The 18,229-nt window shown below is 67.8% G+C and carries 22 protein-coding genes and 1 tRNA gene; 10 read left to right on the top strand and 13 right to left on the bottom strand.

Annotation, left to right across the window (positions count from 1 at the left end; translation table 11 throughout):
* Nucleotides 1-16 precede the first annotated feature (16 nt).
* Nucleotides 17-247 carry a preprotein translocase subunit SecG gene (gene secG, locus KBY65_RS02880; protein ID WP_094560118.1) on the bottom strand — a complete coding sequence of 77 codons (231 nt, stop codon included), beginning with the start codon at nucleotides 245-247 and terminating at the stop codon, nucleotides 17-19.
* A 24-nt stretch (nucleotides 248-271) separates the two neighbouring features.
* Complete coding sequence (gpmI, locus tag KBY65_RS02875) at nucleotides 272-1,843, bottom strand: 2,3-bisphosphoglycerate-independent phosphoglycerate mutase (protein ID WP_255000459.1); 1,572 nt, start codon at nucleotides 1,841-1,843, stop codon at nucleotides 272-274.
* A 199-nt stretch (nucleotides 1,844-2,042) separates the two neighbouring features.
* On the opposite strand from gpmI, the gene pyrR reads away from it, so the two are divergent.
* A complete protein-coding gene (gene pyrR / locus KBY65_RS02870) occupies nucleotides 2,043-2,585 on the top strand; it encodes a bifunctional pyr operon transcriptional regulator/uracil phosphoribosyltransferase PyrR (RefSeq protein ID WP_254988442.1) in 543 nt (180 codons plus the stop codon).
* On the opposite strand, the gene KBY65_RS02865 is transcribed toward pyrR, so the two are convergent.
* The 3 genes from KBY65_RS02865 to KBY65_RS02855 all read right to left on the bottom strand — a co-directional run bounded on the left by KBY65_RS02865 (nucleotide 2,582) and on the right by KBY65_RS02855 (nucleotide 5,370).
* A complete protein-coding gene (locus tag KBY65_RS02865) occupies nucleotides 2,582-2,800 on the bottom strand; it encodes a ferredoxin-thioredoxin reductase variable chain (RefSeq protein ID WP_094560119.1) in 219 nt (72 codons plus the stop codon). The genes pyrR and KBY65_RS02865 overlap by 4 nt on opposite strands.
* A gap of 43 nt (nucleotides 2,801-2,843) precedes the next feature.
* The gene (locus KBY65_RS02860; protein ID WP_233128550.1) at nucleotides 2,844-3,683 is read right to left on the bottom strand and encodes a hypothetical protein; all 840 of its coding nucleotides are present in this window, start codon (nucleotides 3,681-3,683) and stop codon (nucleotides 2,844-2,846) included.
* Between the two features lie 106 nt (nucleotides 3,684-3,789).
* Nucleotides 3,790-5,370 (bottom strand): Hsp70 family protein, encoded by a 1,581-nt coding sequence (locus KBY65_RS02855; RefSeq protein WP_254988444.1) that lies wholly within the window; start codon nucleotides 5,368-5,370, stop codon nucleotides 3,790-3,792.
* Between the two features lie 63 nt (nucleotides 5,371-5,433).
* On the opposite strand from KBY65_RS02855, the gene KBY65_RS02850 reads away from it, so the two are divergent.
* The 3 genes from KBY65_RS02850 (at nucleotide 5,434) to KBY65_RS02840 (ending at nucleotide 6,693) form a co-directional block, all read left to right on the top strand.
* Nucleotides 5,434-5,664: a DNA-directed RNA polymerase subunit omega gene (locus KBY65_RS02850; RefSeq protein WP_094560121.1), complete on the top strand. Its 231-nt coding sequence runs from the start codon at nucleotides 5,434-5,436 to the stop codon at nucleotides 5,662-5,664.
* A gap of 22 nt (nucleotides 5,665-5,686) precedes the next feature.
* Complete coding sequence (locus KBY65_RS02845; RefSeq protein WP_094560122.1) at nucleotides 5,687-6,067, top strand: DUF1818 family protein; 381 nt, start codon at nucleotides 5,687-5,689, stop codon at nucleotides 6,065-6,067.
* Nucleotides 6,068-6,405: 338 nt separating this feature from the next.
* Entirely contained in the window at nucleotides 6,406-6,693 is a 288-nt protein-coding gene (locus KBY65_RS02840) for a DUF2811 domain-containing protein (RefSeq protein ID WP_409996613.1), read from the top strand.
* On the opposite strand, the gene KBY65_RS02835 is transcribed toward KBY65_RS02840, so the two are convergent.
* The 6 genes from KBY65_RS02835 to KBY65_RS02810 all read right to left on the bottom strand — a co-directional run bounded on the left by KBY65_RS02835 (nucleotide 6,680) and on the right by KBY65_RS02810 (nucleotide 10,844).
* On the bottom strand, nucleotides 6,680-7,411 hold the full coding sequence (locus KBY65_RS02835) for a hypothetical protein (RefSeq protein WP_255000458.1): 732 nt from the start codon (nucleotides 7,409-7,411) through the stop codon (nucleotides 6,680-6,682). The two genes, KBY65_RS02840 and KBY65_RS02835, sit on opposite strands and share 14 nt — an antisense overlap.
* A gap of 29 nt (nucleotides 7,412-7,440) precedes the next feature.
* On the bottom strand, nucleotides 7,441-7,899 hold the full coding sequence (locus KBY65_RS02830; RefSeq protein WP_094560124.1) for an EVE domain-containing protein: 459 nt from the start codon (nucleotides 7,897-7,899) through the stop codon (nucleotides 7,441-7,443).
* 54 nt (nucleotides 7,900-7,953) lie between these two features.
* Nucleotides 7,954-9,372, bottom strand: coding sequence for a UDP-N-acetylmuramoyl-L-alanine--D-glutamate ligase (gene murD, locus KBY65_RS02825; protein ID WP_255000457.1), 1,419 nt, complete (start codon nucleotides 9,370-9,372; stop codon nucleotides 7,954-7,956).
* A 47-nt stretch (nucleotides 9,373-9,419) separates the two neighbouring features.
* Nucleotides 9,420-9,491 (bottom strand) — tRNA-Val (locus KBY65_RS02820).
* A gap of 48 nt (nucleotides 9,492-9,539) precedes the next feature.
* Nucleotides 9,540-10,325 carry a photosystem II S4 domain protein gene (locus KBY65_RS02815; protein ID WP_094560233.1) on the bottom strand — a complete coding sequence of 262 codons (786 nt, stop codon included), beginning with the start codon at nucleotides 10,323-10,325 and terminating at the stop codon, nucleotides 9,540-9,542.
* A gap of 15 nt (nucleotides 10,326-10,340) precedes the next feature.
* Complete coding sequence (locus tag KBY65_RS02810; RefSeq protein ID WP_094560125.1) at nucleotides 10,341-10,844, bottom strand: hypothetical protein; 504 nt, start codon at nucleotides 10,842-10,844, stop codon at nucleotides 10,341-10,343.
* Between the two features lie 82 nt (nucleotides 10,845-10,926).
* Here KBY65_RS02810 and serA point away from each other — a divergent pair, with 82 nt between their 5' ends.
* The 4 genes from serA to KBY65_RS02790 all read left to right on the top strand — a co-directional run bounded on the left by serA (nucleotide 10,927) and on the right by KBY65_RS02790 (nucleotide 14,429).
* Complete coding sequence (gene serA / locus KBY65_RS02805) at nucleotides 10,927-12,513, top strand: phosphoglycerate dehydrogenase (RefSeq protein ID WP_094560126.1); 1,587 nt, start codon at nucleotides 10,927-10,929, stop codon at nucleotides 12,511-12,513.
* Nucleotides 12,513-13,442, top strand: a complete 930-nt coding sequence (gene prmA / locus KBY65_RS02800; protein ID WP_255000456.1) for a 50S ribosomal protein L11 methyltransferase — start codon at nucleotides 12,513-12,515, stop codon at nucleotides 13,440-13,442. Before serA ends, prmA begins: the two co-directional genes overlap by 1 nt.
* Before the next feature lie 141 nt (nucleotides 13,443-13,583).
* Nucleotides 13,584-13,883 carry a ferredoxin gene (locus KBY65_RS02795; protein ID WP_094560128.1) on the top strand — a complete coding sequence of 100 codons (300 nt, stop codon included), beginning with the start codon at nucleotides 13,584-13,586 and terminating at the stop codon, nucleotides 13,881-13,883.
* A 114-nt stretch (nucleotides 13,884-13,997) separates the two neighbouring features.
* Entirely contained in the window at nucleotides 13,998-14,429 is a 432-nt protein-coding gene (locus KBY65_RS02790; protein WP_409996612.1) for a hypothetical protein, read from the top strand.
* 79 nt (nucleotides 14,430-14,508) lie between these two features.
* Here KBY65_RS02790 and psbV read toward each other — a convergent pair whose 3' ends face one another.
* Both psbV and rnz read right to left on the bottom strand, forming a co-directional pair.
* A complete protein-coding gene (gene psbV, locus KBY65_RS02785) occupies nucleotides 14,509-15,072 on the bottom strand; it encodes a photosystem II cytochrome c-550 (RefSeq protein ID WP_094560129.1) in 564 nt (187 codons plus the stop codon).
* A gap of 98 nt (nucleotides 15,073-15,170) precedes the next feature.
* Nucleotides 15,171-16,130, bottom strand: coding sequence for a ribonuclease Z (rnz, locus tag KBY65_RS02780; protein WP_255000455.1), 960 nt, complete (start codon nucleotides 16,128-16,130; stop codon nucleotides 15,171-15,173).
* A gap of 68 nt (nucleotides 16,131-16,198) precedes the next feature.
* Here rnz and KBY65_RS02775 point away from each other — a divergent pair, with 68 nt between their 5' ends.
* Nucleotides 16,199-17,476, top strand: a complete 1,278-nt coding sequence (locus tag KBY65_RS02775) for a SpoIID/LytB domain-containing protein (protein ID WP_255000454.1) — start codon at nucleotides 16,199-16,201, stop codon at nucleotides 17,474-17,476.
* Nucleotides 17,477-17,493: 17 nt separating this feature from the next.
* Nucleotides 17,494-18,219, top strand: coding sequence for a glucosamine-6-phosphate deaminase (locus KBY65_RS02770; protein WP_255000453.1), 726 nt, complete (start codon nucleotides 17,494-17,496; stop codon nucleotides 18,217-18,219).
* Nucleotides 18,220-18,229: the final 10 nt, after the last annotated feature.

The following is an 18,229-nucleotide window of genomic DNA, read 5'->3' as shown; positions in this document are numbered from 1 at the left end:
TGTCATCCGAGCGTGCCTAGTTCAGCCAGCCGGCGCTGAGCACCACGGCCAGCCCCAGAAAGATGGCCAGCAGCGTCCAGCTGATGCGGTTGAGGGTGGCTTCCGCGCTGCGGGCGCTGGTGAACATGGACCCGCCGCTGGCGGCCAGACCGCCCATGCCGTCGCCCTTGGGGCTGTGCAGCAGCACACTGATGATCAGCAGCACGCCACTGCCGATCCACACCCACGACAACACAGACGTGATCATGGCCTCTCCGCTGATGGACGCAGGCTAAACGCCCAGCGTCTGGGGGATGCGGCTGGCGTCGGCGGTGGCGCCTGCGGGCAAGACCAGCGACGCGCCGCTCATCGTTGCTGGTTTCGGCAGGTTCAGGATTTCGAGGATGGTCGGGGCGATGTCGGCCAGCCCGCCTTGGTCGCGCAGCAGCACATTGGTGCCATGGCCGGGCAGTTTGCGCTTTTCGCCCTCCACCAGGATCACGGGCACCGGGTTGGTGGTGTGGGCGGTCCAGGGGCGGCCATCGGACCCTTCCATCGTCTCGGCGTTGCCGTGGTCGGCGGTGATCAACAGGGTGCCACCCATGCGATTGGTGGCCTCCATCAGTCGGCCCACGCAGGCATCCACGGTGCTGATCGCTTCTGTGGTGGCCTCCATCTTGCCGGTGTGCCCCACCATGTCGGGGTTGGCGTAGTTGATCACCACCAGGGAATAGATGCCCTTTTGGATGGCAGCGATGCAGCTGTCGGTGAGTTGGCTCGCCGACATGGCGGGGGATTGGTCGTAGGTGGCGACGCGGGGTGAGGGCACCAGATGGCGGTCTTCGCCTGGGAAGGCCTGCTCGATCCCCCCATTCATGAAATAGGTGACGTGGGGATATTTTTCCGTTTCGGCGGTGCGGAACTGACGCAGTCCAGCCTCGGAGACCACCTGTCCCAGCAGGCCATCCAGGGATTCCGGTGGGAAGGCCACCGCCACCGGTAGGCCCTTCTCGTATTGGGTGAAGGTCACCACATCGAGTGGGGTGATCGCCTCCCGTTCGAAGCCGTCAAAGTCGGGCACCACCAGGGCCCGAATCAGTTGCCGCACCCGGTCGGGGCGGAAGTTGAAACACACCAGGGCATCGCCCGCCTCAATCAGCCCCTCGGCCAGGCGCAGGGGCTCCAGGAATTCATCGCCAATGTCCAGGGCGTAGGAGGCATGGATGGCATTGACCGGGCTGAGCTCGGAGATGGGGGCTGGTTCGGTGTAGAGGCGGTAGGCCTTCTCGGTGCGGTCCCAGCGGTTGTCGCGGTCCATCGCCCAGTAGCGGCCGCTCAGCGTGGCGATCCGCCCGACGCCAGCCCGGCTGATCTGATCCTGCACCTGGGCGACGAATCGGGGGGCGCTGCTCGGGTCGGTGTCGCGGCCATCGGTGATGACATGCACGCAGACATCTGACAGACCCCGCGCTGCAGCCCAGCGCAGCAGCCCACCCAGGTGGGTGATATGGCTATGGACGCCCCCGTCGGAGCAGAGGCCGATCAGGTGCAGGGTGCCTCCCCGTTGGATCAGGCCATCGGCCAGGGCGTTGAGTACGGGGTTGGCGGCGAGGCTGCCGTCCTTGACGGCCTGGCTGATGCGCACCAGCTCCTGGCGGATGATGCGACCAGAGCCGATGGTGAGGTGTCCGACTTCCGAGTTGCCCATTTGGTCGTCAGGTAAGCCAACGGCCGACCCACTGGCTTCAATCAGGGTGTGGGGATAGGCGTGCCAGAGGGCATCCATCACCGGGGTGCTGGCGGCGCGAATGGCGTTGTGTTCGTCTTCGTGGCGGTAGCCCCAGCCATCCAGGATGGCGAGCACGACGGGGGCGACAGCCGCAGATTCTCGAAACGCCGGAGGTGAGCCTGCGTTCAGGGTGGATTGCTGCTGGGAGGGAATTGTTGTCACCCGTCTCACCTAGCGGCGTTGGGACCAACGCCTTCCAAATCCAACCTACAGTGCAGATGTGCTGCGATCCCCGCCGAACCCGGTACGGTCAGCCTTTGGCGACACCCAATCGGTGCTGATCGATCGGCTTGAACTGCTCTCGGCCCAGGATCTGGGGCGCACCCTCGACCGGCTGGCCTCCCAAGTGTTGGAGAGTGTCACCAACAGTCGGGACTTGGTGCTGCTGGGAATCCCCACCCGCGGTGTCGCGTTGGCCGCGGTGTTGGCCCAGCGCTTGGCGGCGATGACGGCTCACCCGATCGATCAGGGCACAGTGGATCCAACCTTCCATCGGGACGATCTGGAGCGGGTGGGAACCCGACTGTCCCAGCCCACCGATCTGCCGGTGGCGCTGGATGGGCGTGAGGTGGTGCTGGTGGACGATGTGATCTTCACGGGACGCACCGTGCGGGCAGCACTTGAGGCCCTGCAGGCCTGGGGACGGCCGAAGCGGGTGCGCTTGCTGGCCATGGTGGATCGTGGCCATCGGGAGCTGCCGATCCAACCCGACTTCTGCGGTCGGGTGGTGCCGACAAGCCGCCAAGAATCGATCCAGCTCTGCCTGCAGGGGATCGATGGGGAGGAAGGGGTGTACCTGGTGAGGCCGGAGATCTAGGCGGGCTCGAGTTCGTCGCCTCGGAAATGGGCCCGGAATTTGCCGAAGGCCACCACCACCGGCAGGGTGGGGCTGATCACCCGTCCCTTCCACTCGTTGAGAACAGTCACCACTTCGCCTTGCTGACCCTGCAGGTCAAAGGCCTCGCCGCGGTGCTGGGGGTGGTGGTAGACGACCACGCTGTGGGAGACCTTGACCTGATCACCTGGCTGCATGGCCTCGAAGTTTGGAGACGGGGCTAATCCTGTCACGCGCCACTCATCGCTTGCAGGCCGTTTCTGGTCCGGCTTCCACCACCCTGCCGCCCAGGGCCCGGCAGGCGGCCTGGAATGCCGACCATTCGTCCATGCCGCTGGCAATCCGCTGGCGCACCTGGGCGTCGAGCTGTGAGTCGGGCACCGTGTGCGGCAGTTGGCCGTGGGCGTCCCGTTCGCGCTCCTGGCCCTTGAGGCTCTCAATGCTTTGCGTCACCTTGGCCTGCACATCGCGGCTGTGGGTTTTCCACCAGGGATGGTCGATGCGGGTCAGGGCATCGAGGGCTTCCCACCAGCGCTGTTGATCGCCAAGGCGTTTGGCGCGCTCGAACTGCAGTCGGTTGCGGGTCCAGTTTTCACGCAACTTGTCCCCCAGGCTGTTGCCGTCGCTCCGCTGGTCGTCGCCCATCTCGGCCAGGAGCGCCAGGGCGCCGGGCAGGTCGCCCTCCTGGAAGCGGCTGAGCGCCTTCTGTTGCAGAGACTGCTGCCACACCACCAGCTGTTGACGGTCGGCCGCTTGGCCGGCCTGGGAATTCACCAGTTGCAGCTGAAGTTGCAGGGCGGGGCTCCATTGCTGTTGCTGCCACAGCTGGGCGGCCTTGCGGCGCCGGCAGTTGCCCTGCTCGGCCGGGGCCTGGCCACCGAGCCAGCGCAGGGCCTCGAGTTGTTCGCTGTAGCGCAGGCAGGCCTCGAGATCGCCTCCCCGGGCGGCCTGCTCCAGGCGTTGCGGCAGCTGTTGCTCCCACCAGTAGGCCGCCCCGACGCCGCTGGCCACCAGACCCAGGGTGAGGCCGAGCCAGAATCGGGGCAGCCTGTGGCGGCGCAGGGCCAAGGCGGGGCTCATGGAGACAGCTTCCGTTTTATGGGCGCATGGGGCCAAATGCACCCTTGCGGGGGCAGCGCCTGTGGCGTCCACCGATTTGGCGCAAGGGGGCTCAGCGCATGGGGGCTCAGCGCACGGCACCCAGCACCCGCGCCTGCGCAGTCCGGCCGCTGCGCAGGTCGGTGGCCTCCAGCACCAGCTGGCCCTGACCATTCACCTGGAAGGCCAGCCGCAGGCAGTCCTCGCCGGGCTGGCCCGGGGTGTCGAGGGCCACGGGTGGGGGCTGGTGGCTCCAGGCCCGGACCCGGCCCTGACCCGCTGGTCGCTGGCGCAGCACCGGTAGGCCGCCCTCGAACACCACTTCGCTGCGCTGTTCGTTGTCGGGTTCTCCCAACACCAGCTCCAGGGCGCGTTGGTCGGGGTTGTTGCAGGCGAGCACCAGCTCCAGCGGCCGCTCACTGGGCCAGGCTTGCCCCGCCACAAACAGGGGTTGCCAGTGGTGGCGACCGGAGCGCTGGTCCCAGCAGCGCAGGCTGACGCCATGGCGCAGCACGTCGCGCACCTGAACGCCTGGTGTGAGCGCTAGGGCCCCGAGGGCCACGGCTTCGACCGGACGCTCGTCGCGCAGGGGCACGCCGCTGCAGCGCTCGCTCAGCCATTGGCGGATCAGGGGGATGCGGCTGCTGCCTCCAACCGGCAGCACGGCGGTGATCTGCTGCAGGGCCAGGCCCTCGCGCCGGGCCGCGGCCAGCACCTCCTCCAGCAGGCCATCGAGTTGGGCGAGCAGGCCCCGTTGCCGCAGCAGGTTGTTGAGGGCACTGCGGCTCAGCCGCAGGGGCTGGGGCGGCTGGCCTGGCCCCGGGGGACTCCAGAGCGCCAGGGCCTCTTCCTTGCTGCTGAGCTGACACTTCAGATTTTCTGCAGCCTGGAGCAGCGCACCATTCAGCGGTGCTCCAGGGCAGAGCTCGGCGGCGATCCAGCGGTCGAGATCCCGGCCCCCCAGGGCCAGGCCTGCTTTGCCGATCACCCGGGCACAGCGCAGGACCTGGCGGCTGGCCCCCAACTCGCGGCCGGCGAAGCGCAGCAGCTGGGCCATCGGTGCCGGCCTGCCCTCGCCCCCTTCCAGGGCCACCAGGGAGAGGTCGATCGTGCCGCCACCGAGGTCCACCACGAGCACCGTGCTGCCGGCCGGCAAGCCCGCCCCGATTGCGGCGGCGGTGGGTTCGTCCACCAGGGCTAGTTCGGGCACGGCCAACTCGCTGCAAACCTCCTGCAGCCATTGGCGATAGCGCAGGTAGCTGTCGATCGGGGCCGTGAGCACCAGCCGCTGCGGTTCCAGGTCGGCGGGCAGCGCCGCCCAGAGCCGACGCAGCAGCAGGGCGCCGGCTTGCTCCGGCGAGAGGGGCAGGCCGTTGCCTGGGGCGGGCTCCATGGCGGCAGATCCGACTGCGGGGGCTGCGCCGATCTGGCGTTTGAAGTCGCGGTGCAGCTGGGGATCGTCGCCATCGGCCAGGCCGGCCTCGAGCACCTGGCGTCCGATCAGGGGCCGGGATGGGGCGGGTTCGCTGAGCCAGAGCAGGGTGGGCACCACCACCGGTTCACTGTTGCTGTAGGGCGGCAAGGCCAGCAGCTGCGCCGCTGCGCCGGGTGCCTGGTAGGCCACCACCGTGGTGCTGCTGCCCAGATCGATCGCCAGGGTGCCGCCCATCCCCCACTTCTAGCCAGGGGGCTGCCGCTGCTGACTTAGGCTTGCTCCATCGAGGTGGTGTTTATGCAGAGCGGTCTTGATCTCAACCCCAAGGAATTGGCCCAGCGGGCCGAAAGCCTGATTCGCCATTCCAGCAACCGCTACCTCACCACGGTGCGCATTGCCTTCCGGGCCAAGCAGCGCCGCTTCGATGATTTCGATGGCCTGCTCGACGACTCGATGATCAAGCCCGTGCAGCGGGCCATTGTTGAGCTCAGCGACGAGCAGGATCAGCCCGACCTGCTGCCTGGCTGAGGCTGGCCCAGGCAGGTTCAGGATGCAGGTGCAGGAGGGTGAGGGGTGGCGTTGGCTGGTGGATCCAGGCCGCCACCCCTTTGCTGTGTTGATCGGCGGCCAGGATTGGGCGGTGGAGCTGACCGCCGATGAGGCGCAGGGGCTGCAAGAGGGACTGGTCCACTTGGTGCAGGAGCATCACGGCCTGGTCGACCAGCTGATGGTGGAGGAGACGATCAGCCTGGAGCTGGAGCGGGGCCCGCTCTGGATGGCCCTGGAGGGCGGCCGAGAGGTGTGGCAGCTGCGGTTTGTGCTCACGCCGGCCTCACGGAGCCGGGCTGTGGAGGGCGGCTGGCGGCCCGAGGCCAGCGTGGCCCTGGTGGCCGCTCTCGTGTCGGCCTTGGCCCAGAACGATCCCAGCTGAGACCCGGCCAATCTGGGTGTTGATCAGCAGTGCTGATCACGGTCGCTTTCCCGCTTGCCCCCCAAGAATCGCGGGTGTTTTGCCCAGGTTTTCCCCAGGCCAGGGGCCCGGATCTGGGTCTGGGGCTTGGCTCTGGGGAGAATGGTGCCGTTGTCTGCTTTCCCCTTGACAGCGCCCGCGGTTACCTCCCGCAGCGGCCCCGGCGGGGTGGGCCGGGTGCAGGTTCCTTGAGGGGCAGGCGATCTCAGCCTGGGAGCCCTGGTTGTAGGGCGTGGAACGGCGATTTGACGGTTGTGAGCGGATGTGGAGAACTGGTGCCAAGTCTTTGTTGAGCCCCAATGGAGTTGCAGACCACTGTTGATGCTCGTCCAGCCAGCGTCGCCCAGGCTGCTGAGGAGCCTGAGTCAGCGGCTGCTGCGATGGTCAGCTTTCACGCCGAGGTGCCGGAGGTGCTGTTGGCGTCGATGCACGATTTCATGGCGCAGCATCCCAACTGGGATCAATACCGCTTGTTCCAGGCAGCCCTCGCTGGCTTTCTGGTGCAGAACGGCCTGCACAGCCGCGGGGTGACCCGCTGCTATCTGGCCAATCTGTTCCCCGCCCAGGTCGGTTTCAGGAGCCCGTGAGCCGGCCCCGGTCGTCGGGGCCGAACAGCTGTTGGTAAGCCGCCGTGAGGGTGCAGGCTGCCAGCGGCAGGGTGACCACGAGCCCGACGAGCAGCACCAGGAAACCGGCCAGCACCAGGCCGAGCAGCACCATGGCCAGCCCCAGAGACTGGAGCCAGTGGGGGTCGGTCGCAGCCCGGCTGCAACGGAAGGCCGCCAAGGGATTGAGACCGCCGATCAGGGTGAGCGGCAGGCTCAGAATCTGGTCGGCACTGAAGTAGATCACAGCGGCAAGGCCCGCCAGCAGCGGTAGCGGGGCTAGCACCGGCTGAATCAGAGTGAGCAACCACGAACTGGCCTGGGCCAGGCGCACGATCAGCGCCAGCACCGCCAGGATCAGCACCAGCATCCCGAAACAGCGCAGCATGGCCCGTCCATCCACCCGCAGCAGGTCGCCCAGCCGGGGCCGCTGTTGGTTGAGGGCCAGCAGCGCTCCACGCATCAACCCCACCACGAGCCAGAGACCCGTGATCACATAGAGGATCCAGGCGAAGCCCGCCAGGGCAATCGGCAGGGGATCGGGCCGCCCCAGCAGCGAGATCACCAGCTTGCTCTGATGGCGGTAGAGCAGTTGGCTCAGCAGATTGATGCCACCACCGATCAGGGTGAATCCCATCAACGCCCAGGGGCTGCAGGCAAAGGCTGCCCAGCCCCGCTCGACCGCGCTGCGAATCGCCAATGGGTTTTGGTGGCGTGGCGCCAGATTGCTCATGGGGATTCCAGCAGCGTCAGCAGCTGTTCGGCACTGCTGACGCTCACCGGCAGGATCGAGAGCCGATTGCCCCGTTTCACCACCCCCAGCTCCTCTGGGCTGAAGTTGTCCCGCAGGGCATCCAGGCTCAGCAGGCTGTCGAAGTGACGCACGTACCGCAGACGGACGCAGTCCCAGCGGGGGCGCTCCGGAGTGGCGGCGGGGTCGAAGTATTTCGAGCTGGGATCAAACTGGCTGGGATCGATGAGCTGGGTTTCGATCACCTCCATCAGGCCCACAATGCCGGGTGGTTTGGTGTTGGAGTGATAGAAGAAAGCCTGGTCGCCGATCTGCATGGCCCGCATGAAGTTGCGGGCCTGGTAGTTGCGAATGCCATCCCAGAGTGTGGTGCCCTCCCGCTGCAGATGGTCGATCCCGTAGACATCGGGCTCGCTCTTCATCAACCAAAAGGCCATGGGCGTCGCTGCGGACGGCTCTGGACTGGATGCTAGAGGTCGACCTCTGGGCCGCTACAGCGCGGCGACCAGTTGCCGGAAGTGATCGCCGCGGGCTTCGAAGTCGCTGTATTGATCAAAGCTGGCGCAGGCGGGTGACAGCAGCACGGCGCGGCAGTGCAGGGTTGTTGCCAGTTCGGCGGCCAGGGGTACCCCCTCGGCCAGACCCGGGCAGCACTGCACCACCCCCGCAAACGCAGCCTCCTCGAGCAGGCGCCTGAATTCCGTCCGAGCAGCGCCATACAGCACCACCGCAGCGGCTTTGTGTTGCAGCGCGGCGAGCCAGCCGGCGGGATTGCCGCGTTTCGATTCGCCGCCGGCCAGCACCACTAGGGGGCCCTCCAAGGCATGGATCGCCACTTCGGCAGCGTCGTAATTGGTGGCTTTGCTGTCGTTGAAGTAGCAGATGCCCTGCTGATCGCGAATTCGCTCGAGCCGGTGGGGTACGCCGGGAAAAGCCCGGAAGGTCTGCTCCATCTGGGGGCCTGAGAGCCCGGCGGCCAGTCCGGCGGCGGCGGCCATCAGCAGGTTCTGGCGGTTGTGGGCTCCGGGCATGGCCAGGCTGTCGGCGGCCATCAAGGGTTCGGCTGCCGCACCAGCGCCAGGCTTGACGGCGCGCATCACCTGGCCGTTCTCGATCCAGAGGCTGGGGTGGATCGTGGCGGGCAGGTCGTTGCGCTGGCCGGCGGTGATCCAGGTGGCCTGGTCCCAACTGCTGGCATGGGCCCGGAGATCGGGGTCGTCGGCGTTGAGGATGCGCAGCTTGGAACGCTCCAGCAGGCTGCGTTTGATGGCGCGGTAAGCATCGAGGCTGCCGTGGCGCTCCAGATGGTCCGGCGTCAGGGTGGTCCAGATGCCCACGTCGGGGGCCACCTGCGGGGCCGCTTCGATCTGGTAGCTGCTGAGCTCCATCACCAACCAGTCGGGCGGCGCTGTGCTGCGTTGCCGCTGCTCCAGCACCAGCTCGGCGGCGGAAAAGCCCACATTGCCGCCCATGGGTGCATCCAGGCCGGCGTGCTGCAGCAGGTGGCTCACCAGGTGGGTGACGGTGGTTTTGCCGTTGGTGCCGGTGATGCCGATCCAGGGCACGGCAGCATCGTTGGCCTGCCAGGCCAGCTCGAGCTCGCCCAGGGTGGGGATGCCCTGGCGGCGCAGCGCTTCCAGGGTGGGGTGATCCCAGCGGATCCCCGGGCTCACCACCACCGCAGCCAGGGGCGCCGTCAGGGCAGCAAAGGTGTCGGGGTGGAGGGGGGCATCCAGCTGGACAGGGATGCCGCTCTGCCGCAGCGCGGCGGCTTTGGCTTCGAGGGCAGGACCGCTCTGGTTGTCGATCACCAGCACGGCGCGCCCTAGATGGTGCAATAACCGAGCTGCGCCGATCCCGGAGCGAGCCAGACCCACAACCACGGTCAAACCGCTTGCCGTGACTGCCATCTCGGACACTGCAGCTGATCTTCAGTCAGGAACGTGGGCGATCAAAGTGGGCGATACTGGAATCGAACCAGTGACTCCTACCGTGTCAAGGTAGTGCTCTACCTCTGAGCTAATCGCCCCAGAAGCTCGCTCACTTTACAGATCGGTTTGCTGGGGGCCGCACCACCTCAGCAGCGCACCAGCTCGATGCGCCAGCGCTCCCGCTTGGTGGCGGTGATGGTCTCAAGCCGTAGCTCGCCCCGGCCCTCCAGCTGCACCCGATCTCCCGCTGCCAGCAGGCGGCTTGCGCTGGAGATGGGCTGCCAGTTGAGTCGCACGCTGCCCTGGCGGATCAGTTCGGCCATGCGGCTACGCGAGATCCCGAAGCCCGCTGAGGCCACCGCATCCACACGCAGGGAGGCCTCCACGGTGTGGAAGCGCCGCGGCTGACGCGCGGCGGGCAGCTGCAGCTGATCGAGGGGGCGGGCTTCCAGCTGCACCTCCACCGTGCGCACCGTGGTGCTCAGCCCAGCAAGGGCCATCGCCTGCTGGGCGGTGAGCACCGCCTGGGCGCCCCGATCGCCCCGCACCCACAGATCGCCCAGGCTGTCGGACTGTGCACCGAGAGCGAGCAGCCCTGCCCGGAAATCGGCGCGTTCGGCGGGATCGAACAGGAAGTTGCCGCTGATCTCCAGGCCCATCAGTGCCTGGGGCACGGCGTTGGGCTCCAGGGCCGCCTCGCGACGCAGCAGCAGCAGGCGCCGCCGCTCAGCTCCCGGGTAGCCACCGCTGCTGCTCAGGCTGAGTTCGCTCAGGTCGCCCAGCCGTTGCTCGGCCTCCTCGCACACCTCGGCGTCCACAAAGGCTGTCCACACCGGCTCCCAGGTGCGCAGGGCCTGGTCGGCCGCGTTGATCACGGCCTTCAGTTCCTGGGGGTGCTTGCTGCCCTCCAGCAGGTCGCGCCGCGGCAGCATCAGATCCACGCCTGCCTAGCCATCGCCCAGGCGCACCACGGCCAACGGTTTGGCCTGCTGCAGGCTGATCCACGGCATCTCAACGCCATTGGCGGTTTCGGCCAGCAGCAGCCAGTGCCCCTCCTCCACCCGGTTGCGCAGGCTGCGGATCCGGTCGTCTTCTTCTGAGCGCACGCTTGCCGCCGCCGCGAAGCTGCCCATCCAGCCCGAGCCCATGCCCAACAGGGCGCCGATCAGGTGCTGACTCCAAGCGCCAGCAAAGGCAAAGGTGTCGAGGTCGGTGATGTAGGTGAAGGTGAGGCCGGCCAGGAAGCCAAAAGGGATCAGCCAGCGGGCCATCGAGCGCTGGCGGTTGCGCCGCGCCACCGCCGGATTGAGCCGCTCCACCTCCGCCAGGGTCTGCTCGCCTGCGCCGATGGCCTCCAACCGCACCATCGGCGGCTGCAACTCCGCCAGTCGGTCCTTCAATTGATGCAGGCGTTTGCGGTCGTTCAACACCACCACCACACTCGTGCCCACGCTGCGCTCGACTCTTTGAGGATGGAGGGATTCTCGCCGCTCACTACACTGCACCGCCGGCTCACCCTCCCAACCGCCGGGCATGACAAAGGTTCTCGTTTCGGATCCCATCGACCAGGCGGGGATCGACATCCTGTCCCAGGTGGCCACGGTCGATGTGCGCACCGGCTTGCCGCCTGAAGAGCTCAAGGCGATCATTGGCGAGTACGACGCCTTGATGATCCGCTCAGGCACCACGGTGACCGCGGATATTATTGAAGCCGCCGACAAGCTGCGGATCATCGGCCGTGCCGGTGTTGGGGTGGACAACGTGGATGTGCCAGCGGCCACCAGGCGGGGTGTGCTGGTGGTGAACTCCCCCGAGGGCAACACGATTGCCGCCGCTGAGCAGGCCCTGGCGCTGATGCTGGCCCTCTCGCGCCATGTTCCCCACGCCCACGCCAGCACCATGGCCGGCGGCTGGGATCGCAAGAAATACGTTGGCAACGAGCTTTACAAAAAAAAGCTCGGTGTGGTGGGCCTGGGCAAGATCGGCTCCCATGTGGCCCGGGTGGCCAAGGCCATGGGCATGGACGTGATGGCCTACGACCCGTTCGTGTCGGCGGAGCGGGCCCAGCAGATGCAGGTGCGCCTGCTGCCCCTGCCGGCCCTGTTTGCTGAAGCCGACTTCGTCAGCCTGCACCTGCCGCGCACGCCGGACACCGAGAACCTGGTGAACGCTGAGCTGCTCAAGACGATGAAGCCAACAGCCCGCATCGTCAATTGCGCCCGCGGCGGCATCATCGACGAGGCGGCCCTGGCCGAAGCGGTGGACAACGGCACCATCGGCGGCGCCGCCCTCGACGTGTATGCCAATGAGCCCCTCGACGCCGGTTCGCCCCTGCGCCAGGTGCGGGAGCGGCTGATCCTCACCCCCCACCTGGGCGCCTCCACCGAAGAGGCCCAGGAGAATGTGGCCATCGATGTGGCCGAGCAGATTCGTGACGTGCTGCTGGGTCTGCCGGCCCGCAGTGCCGTCAACATCCCTGGCCTCAACGCCGAGGTGATGGAGCAGCTCAAGCCCCATCTGCAGCTGGCTGAAACCCTCGGCCAACTGTTGAGCCAGCTGGCGGGTGGCCCGATCAATGAGCTGGAGGTGCGGCTCCAGGGCGACTTTGCGGCCCATCCTCCCCAGCCGCTGGTGGTGGCAGCCCTCAAGGGCCTGCTCTCCACGGCCCTGGGCGACAGCATCAACTACGTGAACGCCAGCCTGGAGGCCAAGGAGCGTGGCATCCATGTGTTGGAGGTGAAGGATGATGCCAGCCGTGATTTCGCCGGCGGCTCGCTGCAGCTCAGCTCCAAGGGTTCCAATGGCAACCACACCGTGACTGGAGCTGTGTTTGCCGAGGGTGAGCTGCGCATCACCACCATCGACGAGTTCCCCGTGAACGTGGCCCCGAGTCGCCACATGCTGTTTACCCGGCACCGCGACATGCCCGGGATCATTGGCCAGCTGGGCTCCCTGCTGGGCGAGCACAACGTCAACATCGCCTCGATGCAGGTGGGCCGCCGCATCGTGCGCGGTGATGCCGTGATGGTGGTCAGCCTCGACGATCCCATCCCGCCGAGCCTGCTGGCCTCGGTGCACGCGATCAACGGCATCCAGGAAGCCCACCCGGTCACCCTCTGATGGTGGCCGCGTCTGGCGGCGCCCCGTTCGGCGCCGGCCCCAGCTGGTGGCGATTGGAACTGGCGGCGCTACCCGAGCTTGAGGAATCTCTGCTGTGGAAGCTCGGGGCCATGGGGATTTCCCGCGTGGCCGTGCAGCATCGGCCCGAAGATCCCGGTGAGCGTCAGCTGGTGGCCTGGCTGCCGGCCATCGATTGGCCCGCACCGGAGCGCACCCAGCTGGAGCGAGCCCTGGCCCCCCTGGCGCAGACCTTTGGCCTGGTGCTGCCGCCGATCCGCTGGAGTGAGCAGGCCGACGAAGACTGGAGCCTTAGCTGGAAGCAGCACTGGCAGGCCGACCCGGTGGGCCAGCGCCTGCTGATCCTCCCCGCCTGGCTCCCCTGTCCGCCCGAGCATGCCGAGCGTCTGGTGATCACCATGGATCCCGGCAGTGCCTTCGGCACCGGTAGCCATCCCACCACCCGTCTCTGCCTGGAGGCCCTCGAGGGCCTTGAGTTGGCCGGGCTGCGGGTGGCCGACCTCGGTTGCGGCAGCGGCGTGCTGGGCCTGGCGGCCCTGCGCCTGGGCGCGGCCTCGGTGGCGGCGGCCGATACCGACTCCCTGGCGGTGCGGGCCACCGCGGACAATGCCGCCCTCAACGGCCTCACGTCCCAGGTGCGGGTGGGCTTGGGCTCGGTAGAGGCTCTGGCTGCCCTGCTCGACGGCCAGCCGGCCGATCTGCTGCTCTGCAACATCCTGGCGCCGGTGATCCAGGCCCTCTGCCCCGCCTTTGAGACGGTGCTGGCCGCCCACGGCGTCGGTCTGCTCAGCGGCCTGCTGGTGGATCAGGCCCCGGCCCTGCAGCATGAGCTGCTTGAGCAGGGTTGGCGGGCGGAGCTCACGGCCCAGCAGAGCCAGTGGGGGCTGATGACGATCCGGCGTGTTGCATAAGGCACGCTGATCTGTGCCTTGGCTTTGATTGGGCTTCCCGGATCCTGGCGCGCAAATCAGCAGGAAAGGCGTGCGGCGGATGTATGAAGGGCGTGTCCTACAGGCCCGGCTTCCGGGTGCCTGTGAGCCCCAATCCTTTTCATGGCTTCCTACAAGGTCACCCTCATCAGCGAGAGCGAAGGCCTCAACAAGACCATCGAGGTTCCTGACGACCAGTACATCCTCGATGCCGCTGAAGAGCAGGGCATCGATCTTCCCTACTCCTGTCGTGCAGGCGCCTGCTCCACTTGTGCTGGCAAGCTGACCGCCGGCACCGTCGACCAAAGCGATCAGAGCTTCCTCGACGACGACCAGATCGAAGCTGGTTTTGTGCTCACCTGCGTGGCTTACCCCACCAGCGACTGCACCATCAAGACCCACGCTGAAGAAGAGCTCTACTGAGCTTGGGTTCCCTGCGAGGCGCCAGTCAGGTCCTGGCTGGCGCCCCTTGAACCATCCAAGCTTGTTTGCCACCCTGCGGGGTGGCTTTTTATTGTCGTCCTGGAGCCTTGTTCAGTGTCAGGCCAGACAATCCCTTTGCGGGGAGCCTCCACACGCGGCACCGTCGAAGTCCTGCTGGAGCCGGGGAGCGAGCACACCAGCCCTGGAGGCCAGTACAGCTATCGGGTGCTGGGCCCCTGTTGCCGTCTGTTTGATCGCGAGGAGCTGCCCTGGCCTTGCTGCCGCCTGGCCTGGCGCAGCAAGGAGCCCAGCTGGCGGCGGATCGGCCGGCGTTTTGTTCCCGATCTGGCCTCGCGCCGCTGTCCCTCCTATGCGGTGGAGCTGCTCCAGCCGGGAGCCCGACCCACCCGCACGGTCATGACCCTGTTTCCGGTGCGTCTGGGGGCAGGCCTGCAGGAGTGGTGGTACAGCAAGTTGCCGGCCTCCCTCGACCATGCCAACAGCCAGCCTCCCGGCCAGTCGGTGACGCCTGAGCAACGCCCCTGAGTCGGGCACCCAAAACGGGCCACAAAAAAGCCGGCGCTGGGGCACCGGCTGATGGGGGATCGGTTCAGATGGGACGCGATCAGAAGTAGATCTTGCCGCCGCCCCACTGCACGCCCTGCACCTTGGGGGCCACCAGGATGTAGCCGGCCATCAGACGCAGATCGTCGTCGTCGAGATCGCGCATCTTCACGAAGATGTCGCTGCTGCGCATGCTGGGGTGGACGTCGGCGATGCTGTACTCCCCGTCATAGGAGGTGGGGTCCTTCATGTAGTCAACCAGGGCCTCCACGTTGTCCCTGGACGGGGTGGCCAGGGCCAGGGTCTCGGGGTCGAGGCCCACGTTCTGGTTGGTCTTGGTGATCCCGCCGGCATGGCACTCGCCGCAGCTGCTATTGAACACCTTGCGGCCGGCTTTGATCTCCTGCTCGCTGAAGGTCACCAGGGTGCCATCGGGGCTGGCCGGCACGGTGAGCTGCTCGGTGCTCCACGCGGCCGCCAGGGCCGGGCCACCGAAGCCCATGCACAACAGCAGAGCCAGGGGCAGGGCCAACAGGGTTCGGGCCAGTGCGCGAACACCCCTGCGGAAGGTGGCCCTGCTGAAGGTGGCTCTGCTGAAGGCAGCCGAGGAGAAGGAGGAGGCCATTGGGAAAAGCCGGCGGGTAGGCGGGAGAGACCGCATCGGAGACCTTGTATCACGGGGGAAGGGCCCTCCGGAGCGGAATCGCGCGAACTGTTGCAGGCCTAGGCCGTGGCCGGTTTGGGTGGCGTGATGTCGATGCTGAGGAAATCCTTGGCCACCACGGTATTGGCGAAGATGGCCCGGGCTTCCGCCACCAGGTCGTCGGGGGTCATCGCATTGCCCGGCATGTAGCGGGGGCTGAGGTGGGTCAGCACCAGCTGCTTGACGCCGGCCTCCAGGGCCGTTTGGGCCGCCATCGTGCTGGTGGAGTGCTGGCGCTGGTAGGCCAGCTCCGCCTCGGCGTGGGAGAAGGTGGATTCGTGGATTAGGAGGTCGGCCCCGGCGGCCAGCTGCACCGCCGCCGCGCAGAACACGGTGTCGGTGCAATACACGACGCTGGCGCCCGGGCGGTCGGGGCCGCAAAGGCTGGCGCCCTTGATGATGCGGCCATCGTCCAGGGTCACGCTGCGGCCAGCCTTGAGCTCGGCATAAACCGGGCCGGGCGGGATGCCCAGGGCCCGGGCACGCTCCACGTCGAAGCGGCCGGGCCGCGGTTTCTGGTCGACCCGGTAGGCAAAGGCCGGCACCCGGTGGGTGAGCGGGGTGCAACGCACGGTGAGGTCGTCGTCGTCGAGCAGCAGGGCGCCACTGCTGGCGGCGGGCTGCACTTTGTGGGTGCGCAGCGGGTAGCCGATGCGGGTGGAGGAGGTGCGCAGCACCCCTTCGAGGTAGTCGCGCAGCGGGTCGGGGCCATAGAGATCGATGCCCGTGCAGGTGCCCGCCAGCCCCAGGCTGGCCAGCAGCCCCGGCAGGCCGAACACGTGGTCGCCATGCATGTGGGTGATGAAGATCCGCCGCAGCTGGCTCACCCGCAGCTCGCTGCGCAGGAACTGGTGCTGGGTGGCCTCACCACAGTCGAACAGCCACAATTCACTGCGCTGGGGCAGCCGCAGCGCCACGGCCGACACATTGCGGCCCCGGGTGGGCACGCCGGAACTGGTGCCTAAAAAGGTGACCTGCACGGTCGTGCCGCCTCTGGCGCATGCTGCCACGCCGGGCACAATGAATCCCCTGAGCAGGAATCTTTCTTTTGGCGCCGCCTTCCCCTCGCCAGCGCGTCCTCTCCTGGTCGGCGACCTGGCTCGTTGCCGGGCCCGCGGCGGCTGTGGTGCTAGCCGGGGCGGCCCCCATGGCCCTGCAGGCCCAGGCTGCTGAGCCCCAGGTGCGGGTGCTGCTGCTGGAGGCTGACCGGATGCCGCTGGCGGCAGGCCAGCAGCCCTTGGTGCTTCGGGCCGGCAGCCAGCGCTGGTTGCTGGCCCCCAGTGAGTCGGTGGTGCTGCAGCTCGCCGCCGGCGACCTCGTGCTGGAGCGCGGCGGTGCCGTGGAGCGCCTGCCCCAGATGTCCGAGCTCTGGCTCGAGCCGGCGGCGCGGCCTTCCGGCGATGGGGCCGATTTCCAGCTGCAGCAGCGGGGCTACCGCGGGCGTCTGCAGCTCCTGGTGGGCGCCTCTGCGGTGCGGGCCATCAACCACGTGCCCCTGGAGGCTTACCTGCCCAGCGTGGTGGGCAGCGAGATGCCGGCCAGTTGGCCCCAGGCGGCTCTGCGGGCCCAGGCGGTGGCGGCCCGCACCTATGCCCTGCGACAGCGCAAGCCCACGGCCCCCTTTGACGTGAGCGCCACCGTGTCGAGCCAGGTGTACAAGGGCGTCGATGCCGAAACGCCCTCCACCCGCCAGGCGGTGGCCAGCACCCGCGGTCAGGTGTTGATCTACGGCTCCAGCCTGGCCAATGCGGTTTTTCACAGCAGCGCCGGCGGCAGCACCGAAAACAGCGGCGATCTCTGGAGTCAGCAGCTCCCCTACCTGGTGAGCGTTCCCGATTTCGATCAGCACAGTCCAGTGCACGCCTGGGAGCAGCGGTTGGAGCCCGAGCAGCTGCAGAAGGCCTTCGGCGAGATCGGCGGAGCCCAGCGCATCGAGGTGCTCGCCACCACCGGCTCAGGACGGGTTCGCCAAGCCCGGGTGATTGGCCCCAGCGGCACCCTGGTGCTCACGGGTGCCAAGTTGCGCAGTCGCCTCGGCCTCAAGAGCACCCTGGTGCGCTTTGAAGTGCTAGCCCCCGAGTTGGCAGCCCTTCCTCCCTCCCTGCCGCCCCTGCCGCCCCTGCCGTCCCAGCCGTTTGATCCGGGGGGCCAGTCGCCCGTGCAGGTGCCCCCGCCGTCGCTGTTGGCGATCGGCCGCGGCTACGGCCACGGTGTGGGCATGAGCCAGTGGGGGGCCCACGGCCTGGCCCAACGGGGCCAGAGCTACGACCAGATCCTGCGCCACTACTACCGCGGCACCGAGCTGCGTCCTTACACCAGCCCCTGAGCGTGGAGCTGCTCGCGTTGCCAGACGCCCAGGCCGTGGCGACGGCGGTGGCCGAACGGGTGTGTCAGGCACAGCAGGCTGAGTTGCCCAAGCCCCTGGGCCTGGCGACCGGGCGCACCATGGAGCCCGTGTATGCGGCGCTGCGGTTGCAGCTGGGCCGGCTCAGGCCTCAGGAGCGGCAGGCCATCCGCGATGGCTGGCTGAGTTTCAACCTCGACGAGTACGTGGGCCTGGCGGCCGACGATCCACGCTCCTTTGCCGCCTTCATGGCTGATCAGCTGCAGCGGCCCCTGGGGTTGCGGGCGGATCAGGTGCGGCTGCCCGATGGCCTGGCGACTGATCCCCAGGCCGAAGCTCACCGCTATGCGACGGCCCTGGCCGCCGCCGGGGGCTTGGGCCTGCAGCTGTTGGGCCTGGGTGGCAACGGCCACGTGGGGTTTAACGAACCCCCCTGCGCTGCCGAGGCCCCCTGCCGCTGCCTGGAGCTGAGCCCCGCCACCCGCGCCCAGAACGCCGGCGCCTTCGGCGGCGATGCAGGGGCAGTGCCGGCCCGGGCCATCACCCTGGGAATGCTGGAGATCCTGGCGGCCGAGCGGATTCTGCTGGTGGTGACCGGTACGGCCAAGGCCGGGATCCTGCGGCGCGTTCTGGAGCAGCCGCCCCACGACAACCTCCCGGCCAGCTGGCTGCAGGGCCATCCCGCGGTCACGGTGATCGCCGATGCCGCAGCCCTGGCTGGTTAAGCGGGCTTGG

Origin of the sequence: Cyanobium sp. Alchichica 3B3-8F6, from assembly GCF_024346435.1 — a bacterium.
Taxonomy (GTDB): Bacteria; Cyanobacteriota; Cyanobacteriia; order PCC-6307; family Cyanobiaceae; genus Cyanobium_A.
The sequence above is the reverse complement of the archived record's forward strand: the minus strand, read 5'-3'. Positions and strand labels throughout refer to the sequence as shown.